The sequence below is a fragment of the Paenibacillus sp. EB106-05-06-XG162 genome, from assembly GCF_058791655.1.
The window spans coordinates 1,311,486-1,333,065 of the sequence record NZ_JBYTDT010000001.1 but is presented as its reverse complement, the minus strand read 5'-3'; the positions used below and the strand labels follow the sequence as shown (position 1 = coordinate 1,333,065).

14 protein-coding genes are annotated in these 21,580 nt (G+C 45.7%); 4 read left to right on the top strand and 10 right to left on the bottom strand.

What is annotated here, in order from left to right; genetic code table 11:
* Positions 1-90 precede the first annotated feature (90 nt).
* From AC3WU2_RS05800 to AC3WU2_RS05785, 4 genes are all read right to left on the bottom strand, one after another.
* The gene (locus AC3WU2_RS05800; RefSeq protein WP_492452106.1) at positions 91-513 is read right to left on the bottom strand and encodes a DoxX family protein; all 423 of its coding nucleotides are present in this window, start codon (positions 511-513) and stop codon (positions 91-93) included.
* Between the two features lie 242 nt (positions 514-755).
* Positions 756-1,757, bottom strand: a complete 1,002-nt coding sequence (locus tag AC3WU2_RS05795; protein WP_492452104.1) for a serine hydrolase domain-containing protein — start codon at positions 1,755-1,757, stop codon at positions 756-758.
* A gap of 27 nt (positions 1,758-1,784) precedes the next feature.
* Entirely contained in the window at positions 1,785-2,729 is a 945-nt protein-coding gene (locus tag AC3WU2_RS05790) for a BadF/BadG/BcrA/BcrD ATPase family protein (protein WP_492452102.1), read from the bottom strand.
* A 231-nt stretch (positions 2,730-2,960) separates the two neighbouring features.
* Positions 2,961-4,910 (bottom strand): GTP-binding protein, encoded by a 1,950-nt coding sequence (locus AC3WU2_RS05785; protein WP_492452100.1) that lies wholly within the window; start codon positions 4,908-4,910, stop codon positions 2,961-2,963.
* A 652-nt stretch (positions 4,911-5,562) separates the two neighbouring features.
* Here AC3WU2_RS05785 and AC3WU2_RS05780 point away from each other — a divergent pair.
* Together AC3WU2_RS05780 and AC3WU2_RS05775 are read left to right on the top strand one after the other, a co-directional pair.
* Positions 5,563-7,179: an SWIM zinc finger family protein gene (locus tag AC3WU2_RS05780; protein WP_492452098.1), complete on the top strand. Its 1,617-nt coding sequence runs from the start codon at positions 5,563-5,565 to the stop codon at positions 7,177-7,179.
* Complete coding sequence (locus AC3WU2_RS05775; RefSeq protein WP_492452096.1) at positions 7,176-10,142, top strand: DEAD/DEAH box helicase; 2,967 nt, start codon at positions 7,176-7,178, stop codon at positions 10,140-10,142. The genes AC3WU2_RS05780 and AC3WU2_RS05775 overlap by 4 nt, the downstream gene beginning before the upstream one ends.
* A 247-nt stretch (positions 10,143-10,389) precedes the next feature.
* On the opposite strand, the gene AC3WU2_RS05770 is transcribed toward AC3WU2_RS05775, so the two are convergent.
* The 6 genes from AC3WU2_RS05770 to AC3WU2_RS05745 form a co-directional block, all read right to left on the bottom strand.
* Complete coding sequence (locus tag AC3WU2_RS05770) at positions 10,390-11,376, bottom strand: hypothetical protein (protein ID WP_492452094.1); 987 nt, start codon at positions 11,374-11,376, stop codon at positions 10,390-10,392.
* Positions 11,377-11,848: 472 nt separating this feature from the next.
* Positions 11,849-12,730, bottom strand: coding sequence for a phosphotransferase (locus tag AC3WU2_RS05765; RefSeq protein WP_492452092.1), 882 nt, complete (start codon positions 12,728-12,730; stop codon positions 11,849-11,851).
* A gap of 274 nt (positions 12,731-13,004) precedes the next feature.
* Positions 13,005-14,723 (bottom strand): ABC transporter ATP-binding protein, encoded by a 1,719-nt coding sequence (locus AC3WU2_RS05760; protein ID WP_492452090.1) that lies wholly within the window; start codon positions 14,721-14,723, stop codon positions 13,005-13,007.
* Entirely contained in the window at positions 14,680-16,491 is a 1,812-nt protein-coding gene (locus AC3WU2_RS05755; protein ID WP_492452088.1) for an ABC transporter ATP-binding protein, read from the bottom strand. The genes AC3WU2_RS05760 and AC3WU2_RS05755 overlap by 44 nt, the downstream gene beginning before the upstream one ends.
* A 235-nt stretch (positions 16,492-16,726) precedes the next feature.
* Complete coding sequence (gene ppsA, locus AC3WU2_RS05750; RefSeq protein WP_492452086.1) at positions 16,727-19,321, bottom strand: phosphoenolpyruvate synthase; 2,595 nt, start codon at positions 19,319-19,321, stop codon at positions 16,727-16,729.
* 226 nt (positions 19,322-19,547) lie between these two features.
* The gene (locus tag AC3WU2_RS05745; protein ID WP_492452084.1) at positions 19,548-20,321 is read right to left on the bottom strand and encodes an SDR family NAD(P)-dependent oxidoreductase; all 774 of its coding nucleotides are present in this window, start codon (positions 20,319-20,321) and stop codon (positions 19,548-19,550) included.
* A 286-nt stretch (positions 20,322-20,607) separates the two neighbouring features.
* Here AC3WU2_RS05745 and AC3WU2_RS05740 point away from each other — a divergent pair, with 286 nt between their 5' ends.
* Positions 20,608-21,117: a MerR family transcriptional regulator gene (locus AC3WU2_RS05740; RefSeq protein WP_492452082.1), complete on the top strand. Its 510-nt coding sequence runs from the start codon at positions 20,608-20,610 to the stop codon at positions 21,115-21,117.
* On the top strand, positions 21,114-21,554 hold the full coding sequence (locus tag AC3WU2_RS05735; RefSeq protein WP_492452080.1) for an SRPBCC family protein: 441 nt from the start codon (positions 21,114-21,116) through the stop codon (positions 21,552-21,554). Before AC3WU2_RS05740 ends, AC3WU2_RS05735 begins: the two co-directional genes overlap by 4 nt.
* Positions 21,555-21,580 lie beyond the last annotated feature (26 nt).

The window sequence follows — 21,580 nt, the reverse complement described above, 5'->3', positions numbered from 1 at the left end:
TCATCTTCCTCCTCTAATCATTGTTGTCAAATAGGAAATCACTGTACGGCCCATGGGAAGTCGTTAATTACACCAAGTCCTTAAACATCCTTAAAGTTTGCGGCTTTTCGGACGTAGCGCCCAAGAGGCGATATTTAGTGCAGCATAGGAAAGCGGAAGGATAAAGTTAAACCCGTAATCACCGTAGTCGTTAGCAAACGCATGAGATAAAGCTGCACCCGTCATTAAAAAGAAAATACCTGCGTGAACCCATTCTTTAAGCCGAGGAAAACGTGGCATGACGAGAGCGATGGATCCTAGCACTTTCCAAATCCCGAGAATGGTCAAGACGTATAATGGATAACCAATATTCTTCACTAACTCGACGTTTCCCCCAAATTGCATCAATTGCCCGATACCACTTAACATAACAGCTGATGCGAGTAGTAATGTGACCGTCCAATAAGCAATCACTTTTCCTCTGGGCTGGATTTCTACTCTCGAGATTGTTTCCACACCGATCATCTTACTCATTTTTTTCCTCCTCATCATGGCTCAAGTGAACCTTTTCATACTTAGCAAATAACTATTTTAAAAATTGGACACCGTTTGGCGTCATTTATATTATAGGACACCAAACGGTGTCATATCAACCATGTTTTTATTATGATCCAACTTTTATCGATTGTATTGCTTAAAATAAAAAAAAGCGCACTGCGCGTGCGCGGAACACTTAGAACGATATTTGTCACCTTCTCATTTTCTTCCTTCGAGAATTATTGTAACAATACACATTTACATACCATGTTTCCAAAAGTTTGGATGTCTTGAATATAGTCATATTGGGGAGGATTTTGCTCGGTTTGGTTCAACATTCGAACTGCTACGACATGATACTCAGGGATAACCAAGACGGTATTTCCATATAAACCAAGAGACTGATAGGCTTGTATAGGGAGCTTATCTCCTAATTCCGATAAAGGTCGAGGCATGTCCTGAATCCACCAAAAAAATCCATGACGCGGCAATGTCTCTTTAAGGCTTAAAGGCGTAGTAATAGAACTAACTTGATCAAAGATGGCTCTAGGAACCCGTTGCATGCCATTCACTTTTCCTTTTGTTAAATGAATATATCCCCAATAGGCTAATTCTCGCGTACTAACAAATAGATTTGCATCATGGCCTTGATCATCCTTGTAGTTTTCATTCAGCCATACTAAATTTTCCGATTTTTCTTTTACCCAACCTGATTCAGTGAACTCGTAGGGTAAGAATAGTCTTTCTTCTATGACCTCTGCCAGTGTTTGGCCAAATACCTGTTGAATAATTTTAATTAGCAGATTGACACCTGTGTTGTTATACTTCCAATCCGTCCCTGGTGGGAATATCCTTCGATGATGATCACCGCCTTGGAGGCCGTGCGTATGCGTTAGCAAATGACGTATTTTCGTATCTCTACAGATAAGCTCGTCCAAATCATTTAGATAATTAGTAACATCATCATCTAAACTATTAATTCTGCCCTCATAAAGAGCGAGGCTTACAGCGAACCCTAAGTACGTTTTTCGGATTGAAGCAACATTGAACCTAGATTGTGCATCTACCATTCGACTGCCTACTGATTTATCGTGATATCCCAAATACCATTCATTAACGACACAATCATTTTGAATAATATAAGTGGATGCTGCTGATGCAGAAATCCTATGACTTATCTGTAAGACGTACTCGTTTAGTTCACGAAACGCACGATTCGAAGTATCAACTAACATTTGCATCGATATTCACCTATCCATCCATTTCTATTAAGTATATACGTTTGTGGGGATGCCTAGCTCCTTATAAGCCAGTAGAATGGCACCGACGACGGGAGAAAATTGCGCTTCGACCACGTGATATTGCTTTATTGGATTTGCCGTGAGCAATTCTGTCAGATTCCCGCTCATATAGGGGCTGCAGATGACACTGCCAATTAACGCGACCTCAACGTTACGTTGATCAAAGTTGGATCCGACAAGTTCTATACCCAATTGAAGCTGCTCGACAGCGCGGTTGCAGACACGTCTTGCAACGCTGCTCCCCTGTTCAGCGGCGTTTGTGACTTGCGGAGCGAACTGCCCGAACAGTTGATTCCGCTTCATCGTATCGGGATGGAATCCCTGCCGAGCAAGTTCCTGCAACTGCTCTAAGCTATTCACTTGCCAATGTTGCAGCATCTCTGTAATCAACCACTCATTCGAATTATCTCGATGGCCTGCAAGGACTTCATAGACAGCGTCATAGGCGAGATGACGCGCTGCACTATATGCGTATTGATGATAATCTAAATTTCTGATCCTTCTGTCTTGTTCATCAATCCCCATGATCATGGTGCCAGTTCCGGCGATTGCAATAATACCTGGCCGATTATGAAGCGCGCCAGCGTGAGCAATATCTGAGTCATTTAAGTGCAGCTTGGGACAATGGAGTCCCGGCAAGTCAGTGAAAGCAGTAATCCATGCATCATCAGCTTCTGATTCGTAGCCTGCAATGCCAGCAACAAGCATAGCCGCATCCGTCGCTGCCCGCCCTGCCTTCGCAAGTGCATCCTCAATGGTTGCTTTCACATGATCTGACGCGTTTTCGTCTTTATACTTGGATGCACACCCACCCTCAGCATAAGCAAGCTTGTTCCCCTTCAGATCACATATCATGACCCTCGTGTTCGTTCCGCCTCCATCAATGCCAATAACAACATCTCGTTTCATCATATATGCAACAACCCCCTACCCATTTGGTGACAAAATAACCCAATATGTTTTATTTCTTTTTATATTACAATAAACCTTCTTTTGCCCTTATATTGAGAAAAGGCTGCCCTATGGCAGCCATTGAATTATCGTGTCTCGTTAACAATACGACTCGTTTTATAGACCTAATAAAACGAAAAGAGAACCTACTCTCACAGATTCTCCTCTTCCACATATATTCTTATGATTGAGTTACCCCTGTAAAGCCTTTCTCACGCTAAGAATGTACTTCGATTGATCCAACGGATTCACGCCGCGCCGTTGGCGCTCCGCCTTCACATCAGGTGGACAGACCACATATCCATCGAAAAAGGTAGCAATCGTTCCTCGCCCCTTCGTCAAGGAACCCAGCTCCATTGGGTAATCTAGGGATGTAGCTACAGGCACTCGACCTTCAATGACCATCCGGTCTCCATACAGGCTTGGCGGTTCAAGGGTTCCCCGCATAAGAATAAGGTCATTCATCACACGCCCACCGAACTCCTCCGGTACGACAATGCGGAACTGTAATATCGGCTCCAGCAACTGCGTCCCTACATTGGCCAGTCCGTCCATAATGCCCATAGGCGTCGCTACGGCGAAATCAAGCGGATGCGTATGCCATACATGATGCTCGCCATCGATCAGCTTCACCGTCAAATCCGTAACTTCCCAGCCATGCAATCCTTGCTGCAGGGCTTCGGGAACTCTTCGAGCCACTTCATTCTGATACTGGAGGAGCAGCTTTTCCGTTCGAACATCGGCCTCATAGTGCAGACCGCTGCCGCGCGGCCCAGGCTCAATCCTGAAGCGGAGAATCGCCCAACAAGGCTTCGGCATCGTATAGGCAATAAACCCTTCTCCGGCTTGTGCCGGTGTTTCTTTATAGATGACGGAGGGTTGTCCGAATTGAACTTGCAGCCCATACCGATTTGCCAGTATATTCGTTAGAATCTCCAGCTGAATGGGGCCCATCACTTTCACGTGAAGCTCCCGCTCATCCTGCATCCACTGCACGTCAAGCAGCGGATCCTCATCAGACAGCTCTTGCAGCGCTTGAACAACCCTCGGATATTCCGCTTCGTTCACCCAATGCGCTTGAACCGTCAAGAGCGGTACAGCAAGCCGCGCTTCATCCGGAATCGCGTCCGGTCGACCCAAGACATCCCCAATCCGGACCTGCGTCATCCCGCAGACAGCGGCAATATCTCCGGCTTGAAGGACGCCGATATCTTCTGACCGTCCACCGTCTACTTTACGAATTTGCGTAATCTTCTCTTCTAACTGCTGTGTATGATTATATATAATATCCCGATTCCGCATGACTCCTTCATATAGACGAACATATGCCATCCGCCCCATCGTCTTATCACGTTCGATTTTGAACACGATCCCTGACAACGGCGCTTCCGTATCCCCCTGCGCTGCGGGCAAATATTCAACCATTGCATCCATAACTGCCGTTACGCCAATCCCCTTGCCTGCCGCACCGTAGAAGAGCGGGAATATCTCCGCCCGCTGCGTCATGGCGATTGCATGCTGTTTCCAATCGGACAGGTTGATCGTGTCACCGTTCAAATAACGCTGAAGCAAGTACTCATTCCGCTCCGCAAGGAATTCATAGACCGACTCATCTCCGTTCACCCAACCATTCTCTGCTCCCCGGAAATCTTGTTCGATACCGTTTGGCACTTGAAACGGGATCACATCATCAGACAAATATTTATGAATACCATCTATCACAGATGCTGCATCGGCTCCAAATCGATCCATTTTGTTCACGAAAATAAGAGTCGGAATCCGCAGCTTGCGAAGCGCGTTCCAGATCACCTCCGTCTGAGCCTGCACGCCTTCGACAGCGGAAATAATCAGTACAGCACCATCCATGACGCGCAAGGATCGTTCTACTTCGGACAGAAAATCCACGTGTCCCGGGGTGTCCACGAGATTCACGAATTGCCCTTTCCATTGAAAAGATGTCATCGCTGCTCGAACCGAAATACCCCGTTCTTTCTCAATATCCATCGAATCCATCAAAGCTGTGCCCGCATCCACACTGCCTAAGGATCGGATCCGTCCGCTCTCATATAAAATATGCTCCGTCGTTGTCGTCTTTCCTGCATCCACATGCGCGAAAATGCCGACGTTGCGTTGTTGTCTCATTGTAACTGCCTCTATAACTGTTGTGTCCATAATATATTTCCCATCCTTTATCGACCGCTTTTTTCAAATAATTCTCCAATCACCCCCATTTTCCTTTATATTCAGAACAATGGTTGCGTTAAACTGCCCGTTAGATTATCAATAATTCATATTAGCGTTTGATTTATTTCCAATTATTTTTCACAATGACAATGACAATGATGAGCAAGAATGACCCGGCAATATACCATAAAACTCTTCTCCAATCAAATGTCCACTCGATTGTCCGAAATGATATAGGATTTACCGTCGTTTACAACAAAATTGTATGCCCAATCCGCATGAATTGACCCTATTGCAAAAAAAGTGCTCGCCAGCCAGAGCATAATCAGCAAAAACAGAGATTTTCTCAAACTATCTCCCCCCTTGTTTCTTCCCATAATCAGACGACAATAAAGATATGTTGTTGCACTATCCTGCCAGTTAGCTTAATAAGCAATATACCAGAGAAGTCTAAATCGTACGTGTAATTCGGGATTCCACCTGACTTAACGGCTGTGAATATATGTTCTTGTCGTCTATTGTAAATAGAAAAAATAAGAGTTAAAATGGTGCTCCGCAATAACTGGTATAATAACTATATGTCATATCTATATCGGGAGAATTATTGACCATGCATGTCATTCAACCTTTAAAGGATGCGGAATGGAACGAGCTAATCGCCTACATCGGTGAGCATGTTCAAGACATTACGCTCAAACGAGGATTTCAATATTATAAACAAAACCGCATCCGCTCCATCGCCATGCCGCAGAGCTATCATATCGAAGCAGACGTGAAGGGCAAAGAAACTTACCACGTCAAGGTTGAACTTAAGAATGTATCGGCCAGTCGCTGCACTTGTCCAATGCGTCGTTACTGTCAGCATCTCATTGCGGCATTGCTCTGGTACGCAGAGCGGCAAGGTCGGTCGACCCACCAGATCATTAATGCCAAAATTCTGTGGGAGCTAAAAGGAAAGAAATCGGCAAATCCACCTCATCAACCGATTCCAGCAAGCGTAAAACCAGTCGAACAACGGAAAGTACAGGCCGACATCCGATCCATGAACGTTACCGAATGGCGCTCGTTATGGCATGATTGCGTAACGCCGTTTTCCAATGTCATTCGGCACGATGCCTACTTGAAGTCCAATCTGGCGGCCATGAATGCGATGAAGCCGGAGCTGCCACCCGCACTTGATCGCATTTACCGCCTGAACGCGTATATTTACATATTGGGGAAAATTACGCAATCGAGTGGTCCAACAGTCTACGGTACCGGATACAAAACCCGGCTGGCACTTGATGATGCCATGGATCTGATTCACTCGCTGCTTGGACAAGCCATACCGCTGGCAGAAGCAGATAAACGCGCATGGCTACGGATCATGGAGACGCTGGAAGCCGTTCGACTGCTCATTCGGGAGCATCCACAGAATGAAGCTTTCATCCAACTCTACCATCAATTGTGGCAGGATTGGATCCGTCCGAATATGTTCGACTCTCGTCCGTATGTCGACGAATTAAGCGCGCTTGACGCCTTGATTCATGCGACTAAAGGACGTGCGCAGCCATTTCCATGGCTGAATTTCAAAAGCATCATGCTCTTCTATCTGGCCCGGGATCAGGAAGCTTGGGAGTCGCTGCGAGAACTAAGCCGCGCGATATTTCTCACCACGTCGCATCTAACGCCTTTCTTCGATCCCCTCTATGAGGCCAAAGATTGGCCTCGTCTGACGGCGTGGTTAGCCGCGACAGGACCCATGCTTCGTAAATATCACAACGAGCGTTTCCAATCGGAATACTTAGATTATTGGAGCGGAATGCTGCGCCATTCACCGGAAGCGGAGCCGCTCCTGTTCGAGACATTGGCGCAGATGCTGCCTTTCTCCCGAACCTACTACCAAGAGACTCTCTTGACCTACGAGAAATGGGAGCAATGGATCGACTATCAGCTAGCCTCAGGAGGCGAGCCGCTCGAGTTCAGAGCTACGACGCTAGCGCCTATTGAGAAAAACGCGCCGGAAGCCCTGCTTCCCTTCTATCATCAAGCCGTGGAACGCTATGTGCAGCAGAAAAATCGGGACAGTTACAAATTAGCAGTGAAATTGCTCAAACGATTGTTCAGAATGTATAAAAAAATGAAGCAAGAAGACCGCTGGATGCTGTATCTTGAGACTTTCACTGCACGATACAGCCGTCTTCGCGCCTTGCAGCAGGAGCTTCAGAAAGGAAATCTACAGCTATGAATGCAAGCACAGAACGAAAAACGCTGACGATTCACGTGAATATAAACGATGAAGGCGATGCGTTAATCCATGGATACTCGAACAATAACGAGGCTATTTCGGGCGGTTTACTGAAAGATCGGCTATTCGCCTATCATGAACCTTCCTTCTACGGGACGACCCTATCGACGCGTGAGGTCCAAGATTTTGAGATTGTGGTGTTGCCTGCCGATTTTGTGCTGTCCTTCTTCGCGAAGCTGCGGGTACTGCAGCATGTATCATGGAACTGGGAGGACGACGCGACCGTACTCATCAAGCTGGCCCCCACGTTATCCGCGATGATCGATGCAGGGCAGTATGCACCTAGCCTTGCCGCGTATCAAGCAGGAAAGCTACAGTGGGACTGGGAGAACGGTGAAATGGAGCAAGCCAGCCGCATGGCATTGGAAGCAATGGTGGAACCGGATTCTATGTTGCTCAGAGGGATGAAGGCTACCTTCTCGCAAACTGTATTCGAGCGGTATTACAGTAGCGAAGCTGAACTAGCTGATTTGCGAAGAGAATATCCACTGTTATTCACGGATGCTACCGCTCACGAAGCGGCCTTTCATGAAGACGAGTGGCTCTTCCGCATCGGCTGGAAGCCAGATACAGCGCCGTTCCGCCCTATCCTACAATTGATTGAGCCGGGTGAAGTCGAGCCCGCATGGCGCCTTCAGTTGATACTGCAGGACAAGCAAGACCCGTCGCTCCTCATTCCGGTTCAGCTTGCGGAAGACGGCCAAGCACACGGGGATTGGCCCGAAGCGTGGACGCAGTGTGTTCGCGAACGGTCTGGCTCTTGGCTCGAACGTCTAAGCGCCGTGTTGACGGATGATCAGATCGCTGAACAGCCGGAACAGTTATTAGATAGTGCTCTATCCGATGAAGCCGCTTGGCAATTCCTCACATCGGATAGCCATCGTCTGCTCGAAGCGGGATGGCAAGTACTGCTGCCAGCTTGGTGGGAGGATGTTCGCCGCAAGAAACCTCGGGTGCGTGCCCAAATCATATCGACTCCGAACGCAAGCCCGTCGCTATTCGGCCTAAAGTCGTTGGTCGACTTCAACTGGCGGGTCGCGATCGGCGATATGGATCTTAGCGAGCAGGATTTCGCGGAACTTGCGGCGCGAGGTGAGCGGCTGATCAACTTCCACGGCCAATGGATCGTACTGGATCCTGCACTGCTGACACAAATCCGGCAAGCGATGCGCAGCGCCGACCAACGACAAGGAATGTCACTTCAGACCCTCCTACAGATCCACTTATTGCAGGATCACGAACGATCCCAGCCGTCCGTGAGCGCGGTGGACGCAGTAGACACGGAGGAGCAGATCAGGCTTGAAGTAGAGCTCAATGCGCAGCTGCAGGAGTTGATCGGACAATTAAATCAGCCTGCCCATTGCCCGACGCCAGCCATCCCAACTGCGCTGAAGGCAGATTTGCGAACCTATCAGCAAGAAGGCTTTGCTTGGCTTGCTTTCTTACGTCGGTTCGGCATCGGTGCTTGTCTTGCCGACGATATGGGACTTGGCAAAACCGTGCAATTCATCGCCTATTTGCTGCATGTGAAAGAATTGGCTGCTTCGACTGCGCAGGAAGATCGCTTCCCTTCCCTGCTTATCTGTCCAACGTCTGTTCTCGGCAATTGGCAGAAGGAGCTGCAGCGATTCGCTCCAACGCTGAACGTCATGGTTCACTATGGTGCTCAGCGACTGAGCGATTCGCAGTTTACAGATGAAGCAAGACAGGCCGACATCGTACTTACCACCTACGCGACGGCTACGTTGGACGTCGAGGTGCTTGAGTCTCATACTTGGTCATCCGTCTGTCTAGACGAAGCACAGAATATTAAGAACGCCCAGACGAAGCAGTCGCAAGCGGTGCGCCGGTTCACGGCCCATCACCGGATTGTGCTCACAGGCACGCCGATCGAGAACAATCTCTCTGAGCTGTGGTCCCTGTACGATTTCATGAACCCAGGCTATTTCGGAACCCTGCGCAGCTTCCAGCAACAATTCAATACGGCTGTGGAGAAAGAGCGGGATAGGGAGCAAACTGCTGCGCTGCAGAAGCTAGTTAAGCCGTTCATGCTACGGCGCAAGAAGAAAGACCCTGCCATTCAGCTGGATCTGCCGGACAAAAACGAAATGAAAACCTACGTCCATCTCACAGCAGAACAAGGCGCATTGTACGATCAGACCGTCCATCAGCTGATGGAGAGTATGAAAGTATTGGAAGGCATCGAACGGAAGGGAGCGATCCTTGCCGCGCTCACACAGCTCAAGCAGCTGTGCGATCATCCTGCACTCCTCCTGAAAGAAGACTTGATGAAGGCGGATAGCGCCGCGGAGAACGATCAGTCAATGAATACGGAGACGATCATTGCGCGTTCTTCGAAGCTAGAGCGCTTGGTTGATATGGTGAAAGAATTGCGGGAGACAGGTGATCGTTGTCTGATTTTCACGCAGTACATCGGGATGGGACGGCTGCTACAGCGAGTCCTTGCGGAGATTCTGCAAGAGCCTGTGCTCTATCTGCATGGCGGAACGCCCAAATCCGCGCGTGATCGCATGATTGAACAGTTCCAATCCGATGCCCTACCCCCATCGCTTCAGCCTAATGTCTTCATTCTCTCGCTCAAGGCCGGCGGCGTCGGACTGAATCTGACGGCGGCTAACCATGTCTTCCACTTCGACCGTTGGTGGAATCCCGCCGTGGAGAATCAGGCAACTGACCGTGCCTACCGAATGGGGCAGACTCGCGACGTAGAAGTTCACAAGTTCATTACGATCGGCAGCTTAGAAGAACGGATTGATGAGATGTTGGAAAGTAAGCAACAGTTAAGCGACCAAGTGATCACCAGTTCGGACAGCTGGATCACCGAGCTCTCTACGGAGGCGCTCAAAGACATGATCACCTTGCGTCGGGAATTTACAGGGTAAGTATGGATACATGAGAGGCGACAAAAGCACAACTCGTTTGCTCGTCTTGACTTAGCAGCCGCAGTAAAGATGCCGCCTCGATGTAGGCGGCATCTGCTGTTTAACTTCTCCACTTCTCAAACCCGGCAGCCAGTATAGGCATTCAATGTACTCGGACTAAACCCCTGGATATCTCCTAGTTCTCTTCCTTTTGGAAGGTTTAATCGTGATTATACTAGTGTGTCCCGTTCGTTCAACGATGAACTCTTTACTCGCTGCTTTTTTGCGGTTGCAAGAGGGCGTAGAAGATTTCCTTGTCTACCAATTGTGCGTTATCTTGGTCCTGTATGGTGTAAACCATACGTCCTTCATCACCAGGGAGCTTAAATACGACCTCAGTAGCGTGGAAGGGCTTCATGGTCTCTATGAGGTGCCACACCTTACTATAGCTCTTGTAGAGCACATCCTTTTCCTGGCTTGTGTATTTTTCGTCATCGATAACCAGTTCCAGCGAGTAATGGGTCAACTGGTCGTCGATGCGTGGATGCAAACTCCATATGCCCACTTCTTTCCGCTCCAGGAAAGTGTAGAGCTTGTCGAATTGATAATCGAAACTCCTATAAAGCAGGTTTTTGATCTGTTTGAGGGTCTGTTCCTTAAGTTCCTTCTCACTCAATAAATTCGTACTAAAGCCGAAGGGATTGTACTGATCCTTTTTCACGCCTTCCAAGGTAAACACGCGGTCCACAAAAGAATGAGGGCTTTGATCTTTTGGCAGCCGCTCGTCCTGGTAAATCATGTGTAGCTCATGGATCTTATGCCGCAGGCCATCCTCAAAGAAAGCTTTCGCCTTACGGATCGTCTCGTCCATATTAGTTAACGTGACCGGTACGTATTGGCTCGGCTTCTCTCGAAGCGCATCATCAAAGCTATACGGTTCACCCGCTTTCACCGCTCCCCAGTACAAGGAGATAAGGTCCTGTGGCCCGATGCCAAAATGCTTCTCCACCAGTTCCGGATAGTGATAAAAATAACGTGTAGTCCGGTATTCCTCTCTTAACTGTCCCCAGAATGGCAGTCCACCTTCAGTGTGGGCACCGTTCTTCCGCTCGGCAATAAAGGTAGTGGCGGGATCATCCTTCGGAGCAACGACAAGCGTCCGGTAGCCATCCTCGTTACGTTCTAGTCTGTCCGTCACGATGAATTCGACCCCATGCCGATCCTCCATTTCGCCCAGGATTTTACGTTCGTACACATACCCGCTCTTCGAGAAGAAGTATAAATAAATAATGACGACTATCAAAACCATGATGCCAAAAAAAAACGAAAACCTAACCCAAGTATTCCGTTTCTTGTTGTAGGCATTCACTTTCCTATCAATCCTCTCACTCTTGTATTTGACATCGCCGTTCCAATTAAATTTAAAATGTTTACGTACCCTTCAGCAAATTTCTTGGTAGTGACGGGAATATAATTACAGCACACCTGTCTAATAAGTCGCTTCGCTCACTCATAGCTTCGTACATTTTAATACCCCGTCCTCATCTTTGATACAGATCATTATTTAGAAAAAATATCCATTTAAAGCATATCGTAGTATGCAACAATTTGTAAATGTTTTTCATCCGACACTACGTAATCCTGCCAAGCAGGGTCATGCCCCTAATAATAGTGTCGTACCGATTTCTCTGTGCTTCATTTGTCAGATGTTTCTGTGAATTGGCTAGCTATAAGGAAATCTTCAAGAATTGCAACGATTTCCAATATTCCCACGCTTTCAAGTAATCTTCCAAATCATGCGGATGTAATTTTATACAGATCCCAATTCGACAATAAAGTTGAAAGATTACTTCTTCAATCAGCCTTGATTCTTCAATAGATTCATGATGAAGCAAATTAAAGGCTGCCATTAAAGTCTCTAGGTTCAAATCGTCTGGAGAAGAGCAAAAAGCGTAAGTAAAATCGTATAGCATAGGACCAATCATCGGTGATGGGTCTATGACACCAACAAGTGAGTCTTCATGAAATACAAAATTATGCACACCAGTATCCCCATGCAGCAAATATCTTACTTCTTGATCTTCATTTTTCGATATGTTCTCAAATATTGATTCTACTCTTGTATAATCCTCAATTGATAAAAGGCTTCCCCAATCATTTCTTGTATCCACTAAACTCCGATAGTTCCACTCACGCCAAGACTGAATCGGTGATCCTAGCCTTCCCCATTTATCCGTTTGTACATATTTTTCGTAATTATTAAAAAGTTCTTCTACTAAGATTGTAAGCCATTCTATTTTTAATCCACGATTATAATGCGTTGTACCTGTGATATATGTATACACGATATATGCTTTTGCAGGATCGGTATAGAGAATTTCAGGAAAAAGTCTAAGGTGCCGATAAGTACCAAGAAATTGTTCGGTCAAAGTAATTTGATGCGGACGATCAATTTTCAGAACGTATTTTGCATCGTCGTGCTCTGAAAGAACATAAACAATACCATCAGTAGACCCAGTCTTATTATTAGTTGCAATAACATTGTTATCAATTATGCCTTCTTCATTAAGAATATTTATTATGCTGTTAACATCTACTATTTCTAACATTATTCATTTCCCCTTTAACTCCATTAGTTTAAATGTAAATTTCTACTATTTTATAAATATATGAAGGTTTTAAAGGGGATTCAAGATAAAGTTTTGTTATAATCAATTACTCTGTCCATTTGCGTAACAAAGGCTGCTGATACATCTCAGCAGCCTTTTCTCGTAGAGCTTGTCATTTTTAATTTTCTATTATATTCATATTAGAGTTCAGCCGCAAACGCTCAACTTCTATCACCGTTTATGTAAATAGTAGCCGATATCAGTCCCGGCCGCTTCACGCGGACTGCTGCTCCGCATACACCAACGATTTGTAAATCGTATCGCCTGCCATGAGCTCTTCATGCGATCCCTGTTCAGCCACCCGTCCTTGATCCATAACGATGATCAGGTCAGCGTTCATCACCGTGGACAATCGGTGCGCAATGATGATTGTCGTACGCCCTTGGCGAATTTCGTCAAGACTGCGCTGAACCTGACGCTCGGTTTCCAGATCGAGCGCTGACGTCGCTTCGTCCAGGATTAGAATTTCGGGTTGATCCAGCAGCGCACGCGCTAAGGCAAGCCGTTGTCTTTGTCCTCCGGACAATGTAATGCCTCGCTCACCAATAACCGAGTCGTAACCTTCAGGAAGCTTGGCAATAACATCATGGATCTGTGCGACCCTGCACGATTCGATCATCTTCTCCTCCGTAACGTGGTCACGTCCGAGCAGCAAATTTTGCCGAATCGTATCCGGCAGCAAGTAAGGATCCTGGAATACAATACGAATACGTTCTGACCAGCTGTCACGCCTTAACTGCCCCAGAGGTACTTCATTCACTACAATATTTCCACTCGACGGATCGTAAAAGCGCAGTAACAGCTGCGCAATGGTCGATTTGCCCCCGCCGCTTGTACCTACGAAGGCCACCTTCCGACCGATGGGGATGTCTATAGTCATATTCTTGAGCACAAGAGGAAGCTGTTCGTCGTATCGAAATGATACGTCGTTCAGACGAAGGCTTGTGACTCGGCCTTGCAGTTTCCTATCTCCATCGTCCATGCGTTCCTCCTGCAGCACTTGATTAATCCGATCCACTTGAGCAAGACTTGATGAGTACTCCATGATCATTTCAAATCCCCGATTCAAGGAGTCAAGCAATTGATTTGCGAACTGGAAGACGATCACAAATATCCCTATTGTGATATCTTCCGCCATGAGCTGGTAACCGCCAATACCGAGAACAGCGATCATGACACCCCATTTGATCGGATTACTCATCATCATCTGTTTGTTTTTCAGCCTGCCCTCGGCCATGACTCGGTCGAAATATTGTTCAAACAAACCATTGTAAATGTGACGTTCCCACTTCATACGGTGGAAGGAAATGACTTCACGCGTTGAGGATATCCCCTCTTCCAAATGAATAAGCATCGCGGTTCTCCGATCATGCGCCGCTCTTGACGCCTGCTTCATCTTGGGCACGAAATATTTCGCAAGCCCGACATAGACGACAGTAAAAGTCACAACCGCAGCCAAGATGAGCGGGCTGAACATGCCGATCGTGATCATCAAGAACAACGTGGTAAGCAGGGCTTGCAGCAAGTGCGGCATCTGCCATGTGATCAAGCTAGCTACGCTCATCATATCGGACGTGATATAGTGGACGTATTTGGTCGTCCGTTCGCTATGAAACCGTCTAGTGGGCATTCGGTGGATCGCCTGGATCATATCAGCGAACATCAGTCGAATTAACGAATATTCATTTCGAACGAACATATACGGCTTCACCGTACCTAATACAGCATAGGCGATAAATACGAGAGCGAATAAAAACAGCATTAGCGGAAACATACTATAGTCACGGCCAATGAAAACTTGATCGATCAAACTTTTTTGCAAGTATACCGTTGATAGATTCACCAACGTATCTAAGACAAGCAGAAACAGCGCTACTGCGAAGCCTGCCTTAACGTATTTGATGTAGCGCCACATCCAGCGCAGATTCTTCATCCCTGTTCACCTCGCTTTCAGAAACCTGACCTTCAGCCAATTGGTAAAATGCGCCTCTTCGGTTCATCAGCGCTTCATAGCTACCTTCTTCAACTACACTTCCTTGATCAATCAAAACGATGCGGTCGTAATCCTGTACCGTCGATAACCGATGTGCCACCGCAATTGTAGTTCGCCCGACGAACAGCGTATCGAGTGCTTGCTGCACGTCTTTTTCACTGATGTTGTCGAGCGCTGATGTCGCTTCGTCAAGCAATACGATCTTTGGGTTTTTGAGCAGCATTCGCGCAATCGATATACGCTGTCTTTGCCCGCCCGAAAGCTTGATTCCCCGCTCACCAACGGACGTATCATATCCTTCCGGCAGCTTCAGGATAAAGTCATGGGCATTAGCAGCCTTCGCAGCTTCAACGATTTCCTCTTCTGTCGCATCCGGCCTGCCGAAACGAATATTTTCTCTCACAGTATCCCCGAACAAGTACGTTTCCTGAAACACATATCCGATCGATTCACGCAGCTGATCAAGCGTCAGCTCAGTTAGTGAAACGCCGTCAAGTGACACCTCGCCCGCAAGCGGATCATAGAACCGCCCAATAAGCTTAAGTGCCGTCGATTTCCCGTTACCGCTCATACCAACGAAGGCGACTCGCTCTCCTGCACGAATTCGTAAATTGAAGTGCTGCAGGACTGTCTCCCCTTCAGAATAACCGAAGCTGACTTCCCTGAAATGAATCTCGCCTTTTACTTGTGGCAAAAGGATAGGATTCGCACATTCCTCCACTTCAGGCGTTAACTTCATGAAATTGTACAGAGGCACAATCTGAAACATCAGGGACTTCTGCTCGGCAATGAGTGCAACGATCGACGTTAAGTTCCACATCGTTGTGAAATACATAAGAATGAAAGCGACGAATTCTCCTACGGAAAGTGACTGATTGCGAATCAATACATAACCGATTATAAACAAGGCGATAGCTCCCGTATAAAATGTAAAGCGGCGGTAAGACCCCCGAAAGTTGGCGAAGAAGCACCACTTCATATAACTATGAAACAGAGTCGACATCCTATCGAACGTACGTTCCAAATCCCAGCTTTCACGAGCAAAAGCGCGAAACTCTTGAAGTCCAGATATACCTTCGTATATTTTTTTATCCAAATCTATCCGGTTTTGTGTTTTTTGTTTAGCGTATGTCGATGCTTTGCGATCAATCGAAGGACCAAATATGTAATAGAGTAAAAAGCAAGGAACGATGATGAGGGAAAGCTTCCAGCTGAGCGTGATCATGACCGTAATGCTTACAATGACAGACATCATGTTTACCATAATCACCGGAAGGAATCGCCTAAAGATTTTCTCTGCAGCCGCCACCTCTGTATTGAGCAGCGAAAGCGTCTCCCCGACGGGATGCCGTTCGAAGTAAGAGAAGCCAAGCGTTCTCAAATGCAAGAAGACGTCATGCTGCAAGTCTCGCGACGCCTTGACTCCTACGATTCGTTCCAGCATATTACGGCCATTTCCGGCCGCAATGACGATAATGACCATCGTAATCAACAACAGCAGAAGCATTATAAAGGCATTATAATCTTTCATCTTGTAAATATGATCGATGAAATATTGAATCGCTTTGGGGAATAAGACTTCTCCAGCCGTTATAGCCAGCCCGCACCCAATCATGAGAAAAACCTTCACCCGATACGGCTTCAAATATCGCAGCACCCAACGATATACACGCCATAAGGAGTTCCCGCTATCCGTTATTGAATTCATCAATATCACCTCTTATTTGCTAAAAATTGGCCTTTATATTTACTAATCTTTAGAAAATAAATAAAATAAATTTAGTAAATATAGGATATTTATGAATTATATAACTGAAACGATGCGACTTCAATTCATTTTTTTTTGCTCAGTTATTCTATATTGCTGATTTTGAATCAAAAGAAAAACCGCCCTATCATTAAGGCGGTTAAATGAACTATCGTGTCCCGTTAGCGGAACGCCATTACAATATTTCAATGTACCCTTCTGTTCCATGCACGCGAATTCGTTGCAAGTCTTTTATCAGATTGGTAGCATTTTCTACACCGACAACTGCTGGTAAGCCATATTCACGCGCGATAACTGCTCCATGGGTCATCAGTCCACCAATTTCGGTGACTAGACCTTTTATGGATACAAACAATGGTGTCCAGCTAGGGTCCGTAAAGGCGGTGACTAATATATCTCCATCCTCCAGATCAGCATCTTCCATGTTTAAGATGACACGTGCTCGCCCCTCGATAACTCCGGAAGAAACAGGTAGACCTACAATCGCTTCGGCTGGGAGATTTTCTCTGTTGTACTTCCCTGCAATGATTTCACCATCAGACGTGATAACACGTGGTGGAGTTAGTTTTTCAAATAATCTGTACTCGTCTTTTCGTTTGCTGATGATCTGGTAATCTAGTTTATTTACGCGTACGACTTCATGAAGTTCTTCAAGAGTGAGATAGTATATATCTTCTTTTTCAAGAATAACGCCCGCTTTAACGAGTAGTTCCGCTTCCTTCAGTAAAGCCTGCTTATACACGTAGTAGCGGTTAACCATCCCATATTTGGGATATTCCCGATAACCGATGAAATTACGGATGAGGTCGATCATTCGTTTTGTTTCTTTGGCTTTTTGTTCACCATCTGGTAATTGCATCAATTGGTCTAATAATTCTTGTTCTTTATTCAAAGCTTCCTGTCGCCCTTGCTCAAATTTCCGATGGCTAGCATTAGGCTCATGGTTTTTGATATTACTAAGAATCATGGGGATAAGTGTAGTTGGTTTTTCGCTCCAACGCGTTTTAGTAATATCGATTTCACCAGCACATCGCATTCCGTATTTACCCAGATAAGCATTGATAGCGTCTTGCGTTTCCTGTCCACCACGAAGCTTAGGCAGTTCATCCAAAAAGTTATCGTCTTTTACATATTGTAAATAATCAATGACTTCTGGATAAGGACGAATCACATCTGCGACATTGAGTAGCGCCAGACCCATCTCCGAAGTAATATTGTTCTGTACAGATTGAGAAAGAGTATCTGCTGCGTTTTTTTCGCCTAACCACTCGTTCATGTTTTCATTGATCCATGATGTAGCATTTATAGCAGCCATAAACACAGCCGAACTTTGAGGGTCAAATAAGATCTTCTTTAATTGCTGGATATCTTCCAGAATAAAATCCAATAAATCTGATCCCGATTTCGCTTGGATGTTTTGTTTTAACTCTTCTATCGATGTTTGACTACGCTTAATCAAATCAGAAACGATTGTCGGATCGTTCTCGAATTGTGCCAGCATATCTGTATTACTTCTGCCCGGAATCGGTGCTTTTTGATCATTTGGTAACAATTTTATAAAATCTCGCTCTATTATGGTCATGAGTGCGCCTTTTATGAGCGGATCGGATCCCAGGGTATTTAATAAATTGTCTCGGCTATCAGGTGAAGCAAGCATAGGTGTAACATCAACAAATAACCTTCCACCAGCTTTAAACCTGGGTCCAAAAGATGTTAACTGGAATAAAGACAATCCCAGTGGTTTCATAGGATCAGTCATCATTTGTTGATGACCAACAGATACATAAACGTGATTTTCCTGATCATTCGCTTCAGGGATCGGGTATAAAGTCGTGATTGGCCTGCTCTGGACAATATAAAAGGTATCATGGGCCAAACACCATTCGATATCTTGTGGGCAACCAAAATGAGCTTCGATCTGTCTTCCGATGCGTGCGAGTTGTAAAATTTGTTGGTCAGTAAGTGTTTGAGTCTCTTGCTGATCAGGAGCGATCTCGTGTGTCTCTGTTCCACCTTCTTTTCGTCCATAGATAGCTAATTTTTTGGTTGCTATCCGCTTATCGACGATTTCCCCTTCCTGTACTGTATAACAATCGGCAGATACCCAGCCAGAGACCAGCGCTTCTCCAAGTCCATAACTGGCATCGATTGAAAGTGACTTTCGACTCGAGGTCATCGGATCAGCGGTAAATAAAATCCCCGAAGCCTGTGGGAAAACCATTCTTTGAACGATAACGGATAAATAAACTTGACTATGGTCGAATCCATTTTGCATACGGTAGATGACCGCGCGATCCGTAAATAAGGAAGCCCAACATTTGCTGATATGCTGCAAGATGGCATCGACGCCAATGATATTTAAATAAGTGTCTTGTTGACCTGCAAAAGAGGCATGCGGTAAATCTTCAGCAGTCGCACTAGAACGCACTGCATAGGCATGTTCCTCGCCAAACAAGGAGAGATAGTGAGTCACTGCTTTCACAACATCGGAAGGAATTTCTACTTCCATAAGGATTTGTCGAATCTTCCTGCTGATCTCACCAATTTGATCTCGATCTTCTGCTTTTAGCATGGTTAGTCGATTGAGCAGAGCATGGTACGTTTCGATGTGTTCGATGGCTTTTTGATACCCCACGGTTGTAACACAAAATCCCTCGGGTACGTGTATCCCTTCAATCTTGGATAATTCCCCTAAATTTAACCCTTTTCCGCCAACGAGCGAAAACTGCGTTTTCCCCATTTCCTGAAAACCGAGAACCAAAGAACTCATTCCACATCTCTCCTAACCATAAAATTGTGAAAAAACATTTGACAAGAGCTTACCGGGGTGGTACAATTAAAATGTAAGATAAGATACTTATGTCGACACAAACCAGTTCAGACGTAATCCGATTATATCATCGTGACTGTTTATATGCAATATGAAAGAACCTGATAAAGCTATCAGGTTCTTTTTTGATTTCTTGCTATCATTCCTCACATCAAAAACCATGGTTCTAGTAATAAACGGAATTTCCAATACCGCCGGTTACCGAAATGACATCGCCGCTAATCGATGCCGATAAAGGTGACGCCAGGAAGGTAACGACATTAGCAATTTCCTCCGCTGTAATCAAGCGACCGAGTGAATTCATTGCCTCTAACTGACGTAAAGCGCCCTCATCAGTAACACGTTCTCTAAATGCTTCCGTACTTACAATCCCTGGATAAACCGCATTGACGGTAATTCCATGCTTCCCTAATTCCATTGATGCGGATTTTGTTAAATGGACAACAGATGCATTACGCGGACCGGAACTAAAATAACTCCCGCCTATTCTTGCTGCTAAACCGCTTATATTAATGATACGTCCCCAATTATTTTTTATCATATAAGGTGCTACAGCACGGATACTGCGAAAATAGCCCAAATACTTTTCTTCAAAATCTTTCAGAATAAGTTCATCTTTAATGCTGTTAAAATCCTCTGGCTCCTGGCCGCCAACACGAGCCCCGCTGTTGATTAGAATATCAATACTCCCCATCGCCGCAACTGAATTTTCAACTAATTTTCGGATAGAGTCAGGATTCGTGGTATCTGCCACGATCGGATAGATATTTCTTTTTGTTTCCTGAGCCAATTCCTCTGCAACGATTTTTAACGAGGATTCGTTTCTTGAACAAATCGTACAGTCTACACCTTCCAGAGCCATTTGACGGGCAATCGCTTTACCGATGCCACGGCTTCCTCCAACAATAAGTGCTTTTTTTTCAGATAACTTTAAATCCATACCTGCAACCTCCTAGTTTTAAATAACACGATATACGACATAGTCGAAAGTGATTTCTGTGATTAGCAACTCATTTCTTCATTTAATTCTAACTATAAAAAATACTTGAATCAATTTCATATGAGCTGAAGCTGTTTATTTTCAGTTTTGTTCCAAGTCCCTCAAGAAAAACCCCCTATTTTCATATATAAATTCAAAAATTTCATTTTGCACTTGAAACTTACGTAACGGAATGTCTTATGATTTGGATACCGGTAAAAACCTCGCGCGAAAAAAGGGGCTGATCATGAAACGGAAGTGGAAAGTTGGAGAACTTGCGAAATTAGCGGGATTAACGGTTCGAACATTGCGATACTACGACCAGATCGGTTTGTACTCGCCATCCGGTCATACCGAATCCGGACACAGGATCTATACCGAATCCGATATTGCACGCCTACAGCAAATTCTGTCGTTGAAGGAGCTCGGCTTGTCGTTGGATCAGGTCAAATCCGTTATTGCCGGCAATCATTTCAGCCTGTTCAACATTGTTTCCCTTCAAATTGAGCGTCTGAAGGAAAATATAAGCATACAACAAAAACTTTTACAGGAATTAGAGCATGTAACAAGCCTTATGCAGAGAAAAGAACCGTTGACTGTTCAAGAATTCACCAAAATATTGAGCGCCATGAGGAAGAGCCATCATAAATATTCTGCCGAGCGGGAAGCGAGCTGGGAATCCCATCTCGACCGACTTGGCGATTATCTTGGCGAGTATCCAGATGACGCATCCCAAGGGAGGACAAATAAACCATGAATGAACGATCTGTAGAGTACTCTACATTTGTTATCGAGAGAAATTATAATGCATCGCCCGAGCGGGTATTCTCCGCCTGGTCGGATCCGTCGGCCAAAGCCCGGTGGTTCCCGAAAGCCGATGAGTTCGACTTCCGGGTTGGTGGTCGAGAAATCAACCGTGGCGGCCCGCCGAACGGTCCGATTTACACTTTCGACGCTTGCTACAATGAGATCGTTCAAGACAGTCGCATCGTTTATACTTACACCTTGGATCAAGGAGAGACTCGGATGTCAGTCTCCGTGACAACGGTAGAAATAAAGCGATTGGGCAACAGCACTCAACTCATCTACACCGAACAAGGAGCTTTCTTCGATGGTCACGATCTACCAGAACAACGCGAGCACGGCACAAAATTTATGTTAGATAAGCTGGGCTTGGAGCTGCAGAACGAATGAAGGGGTCACCTCACGAAACGGAATAA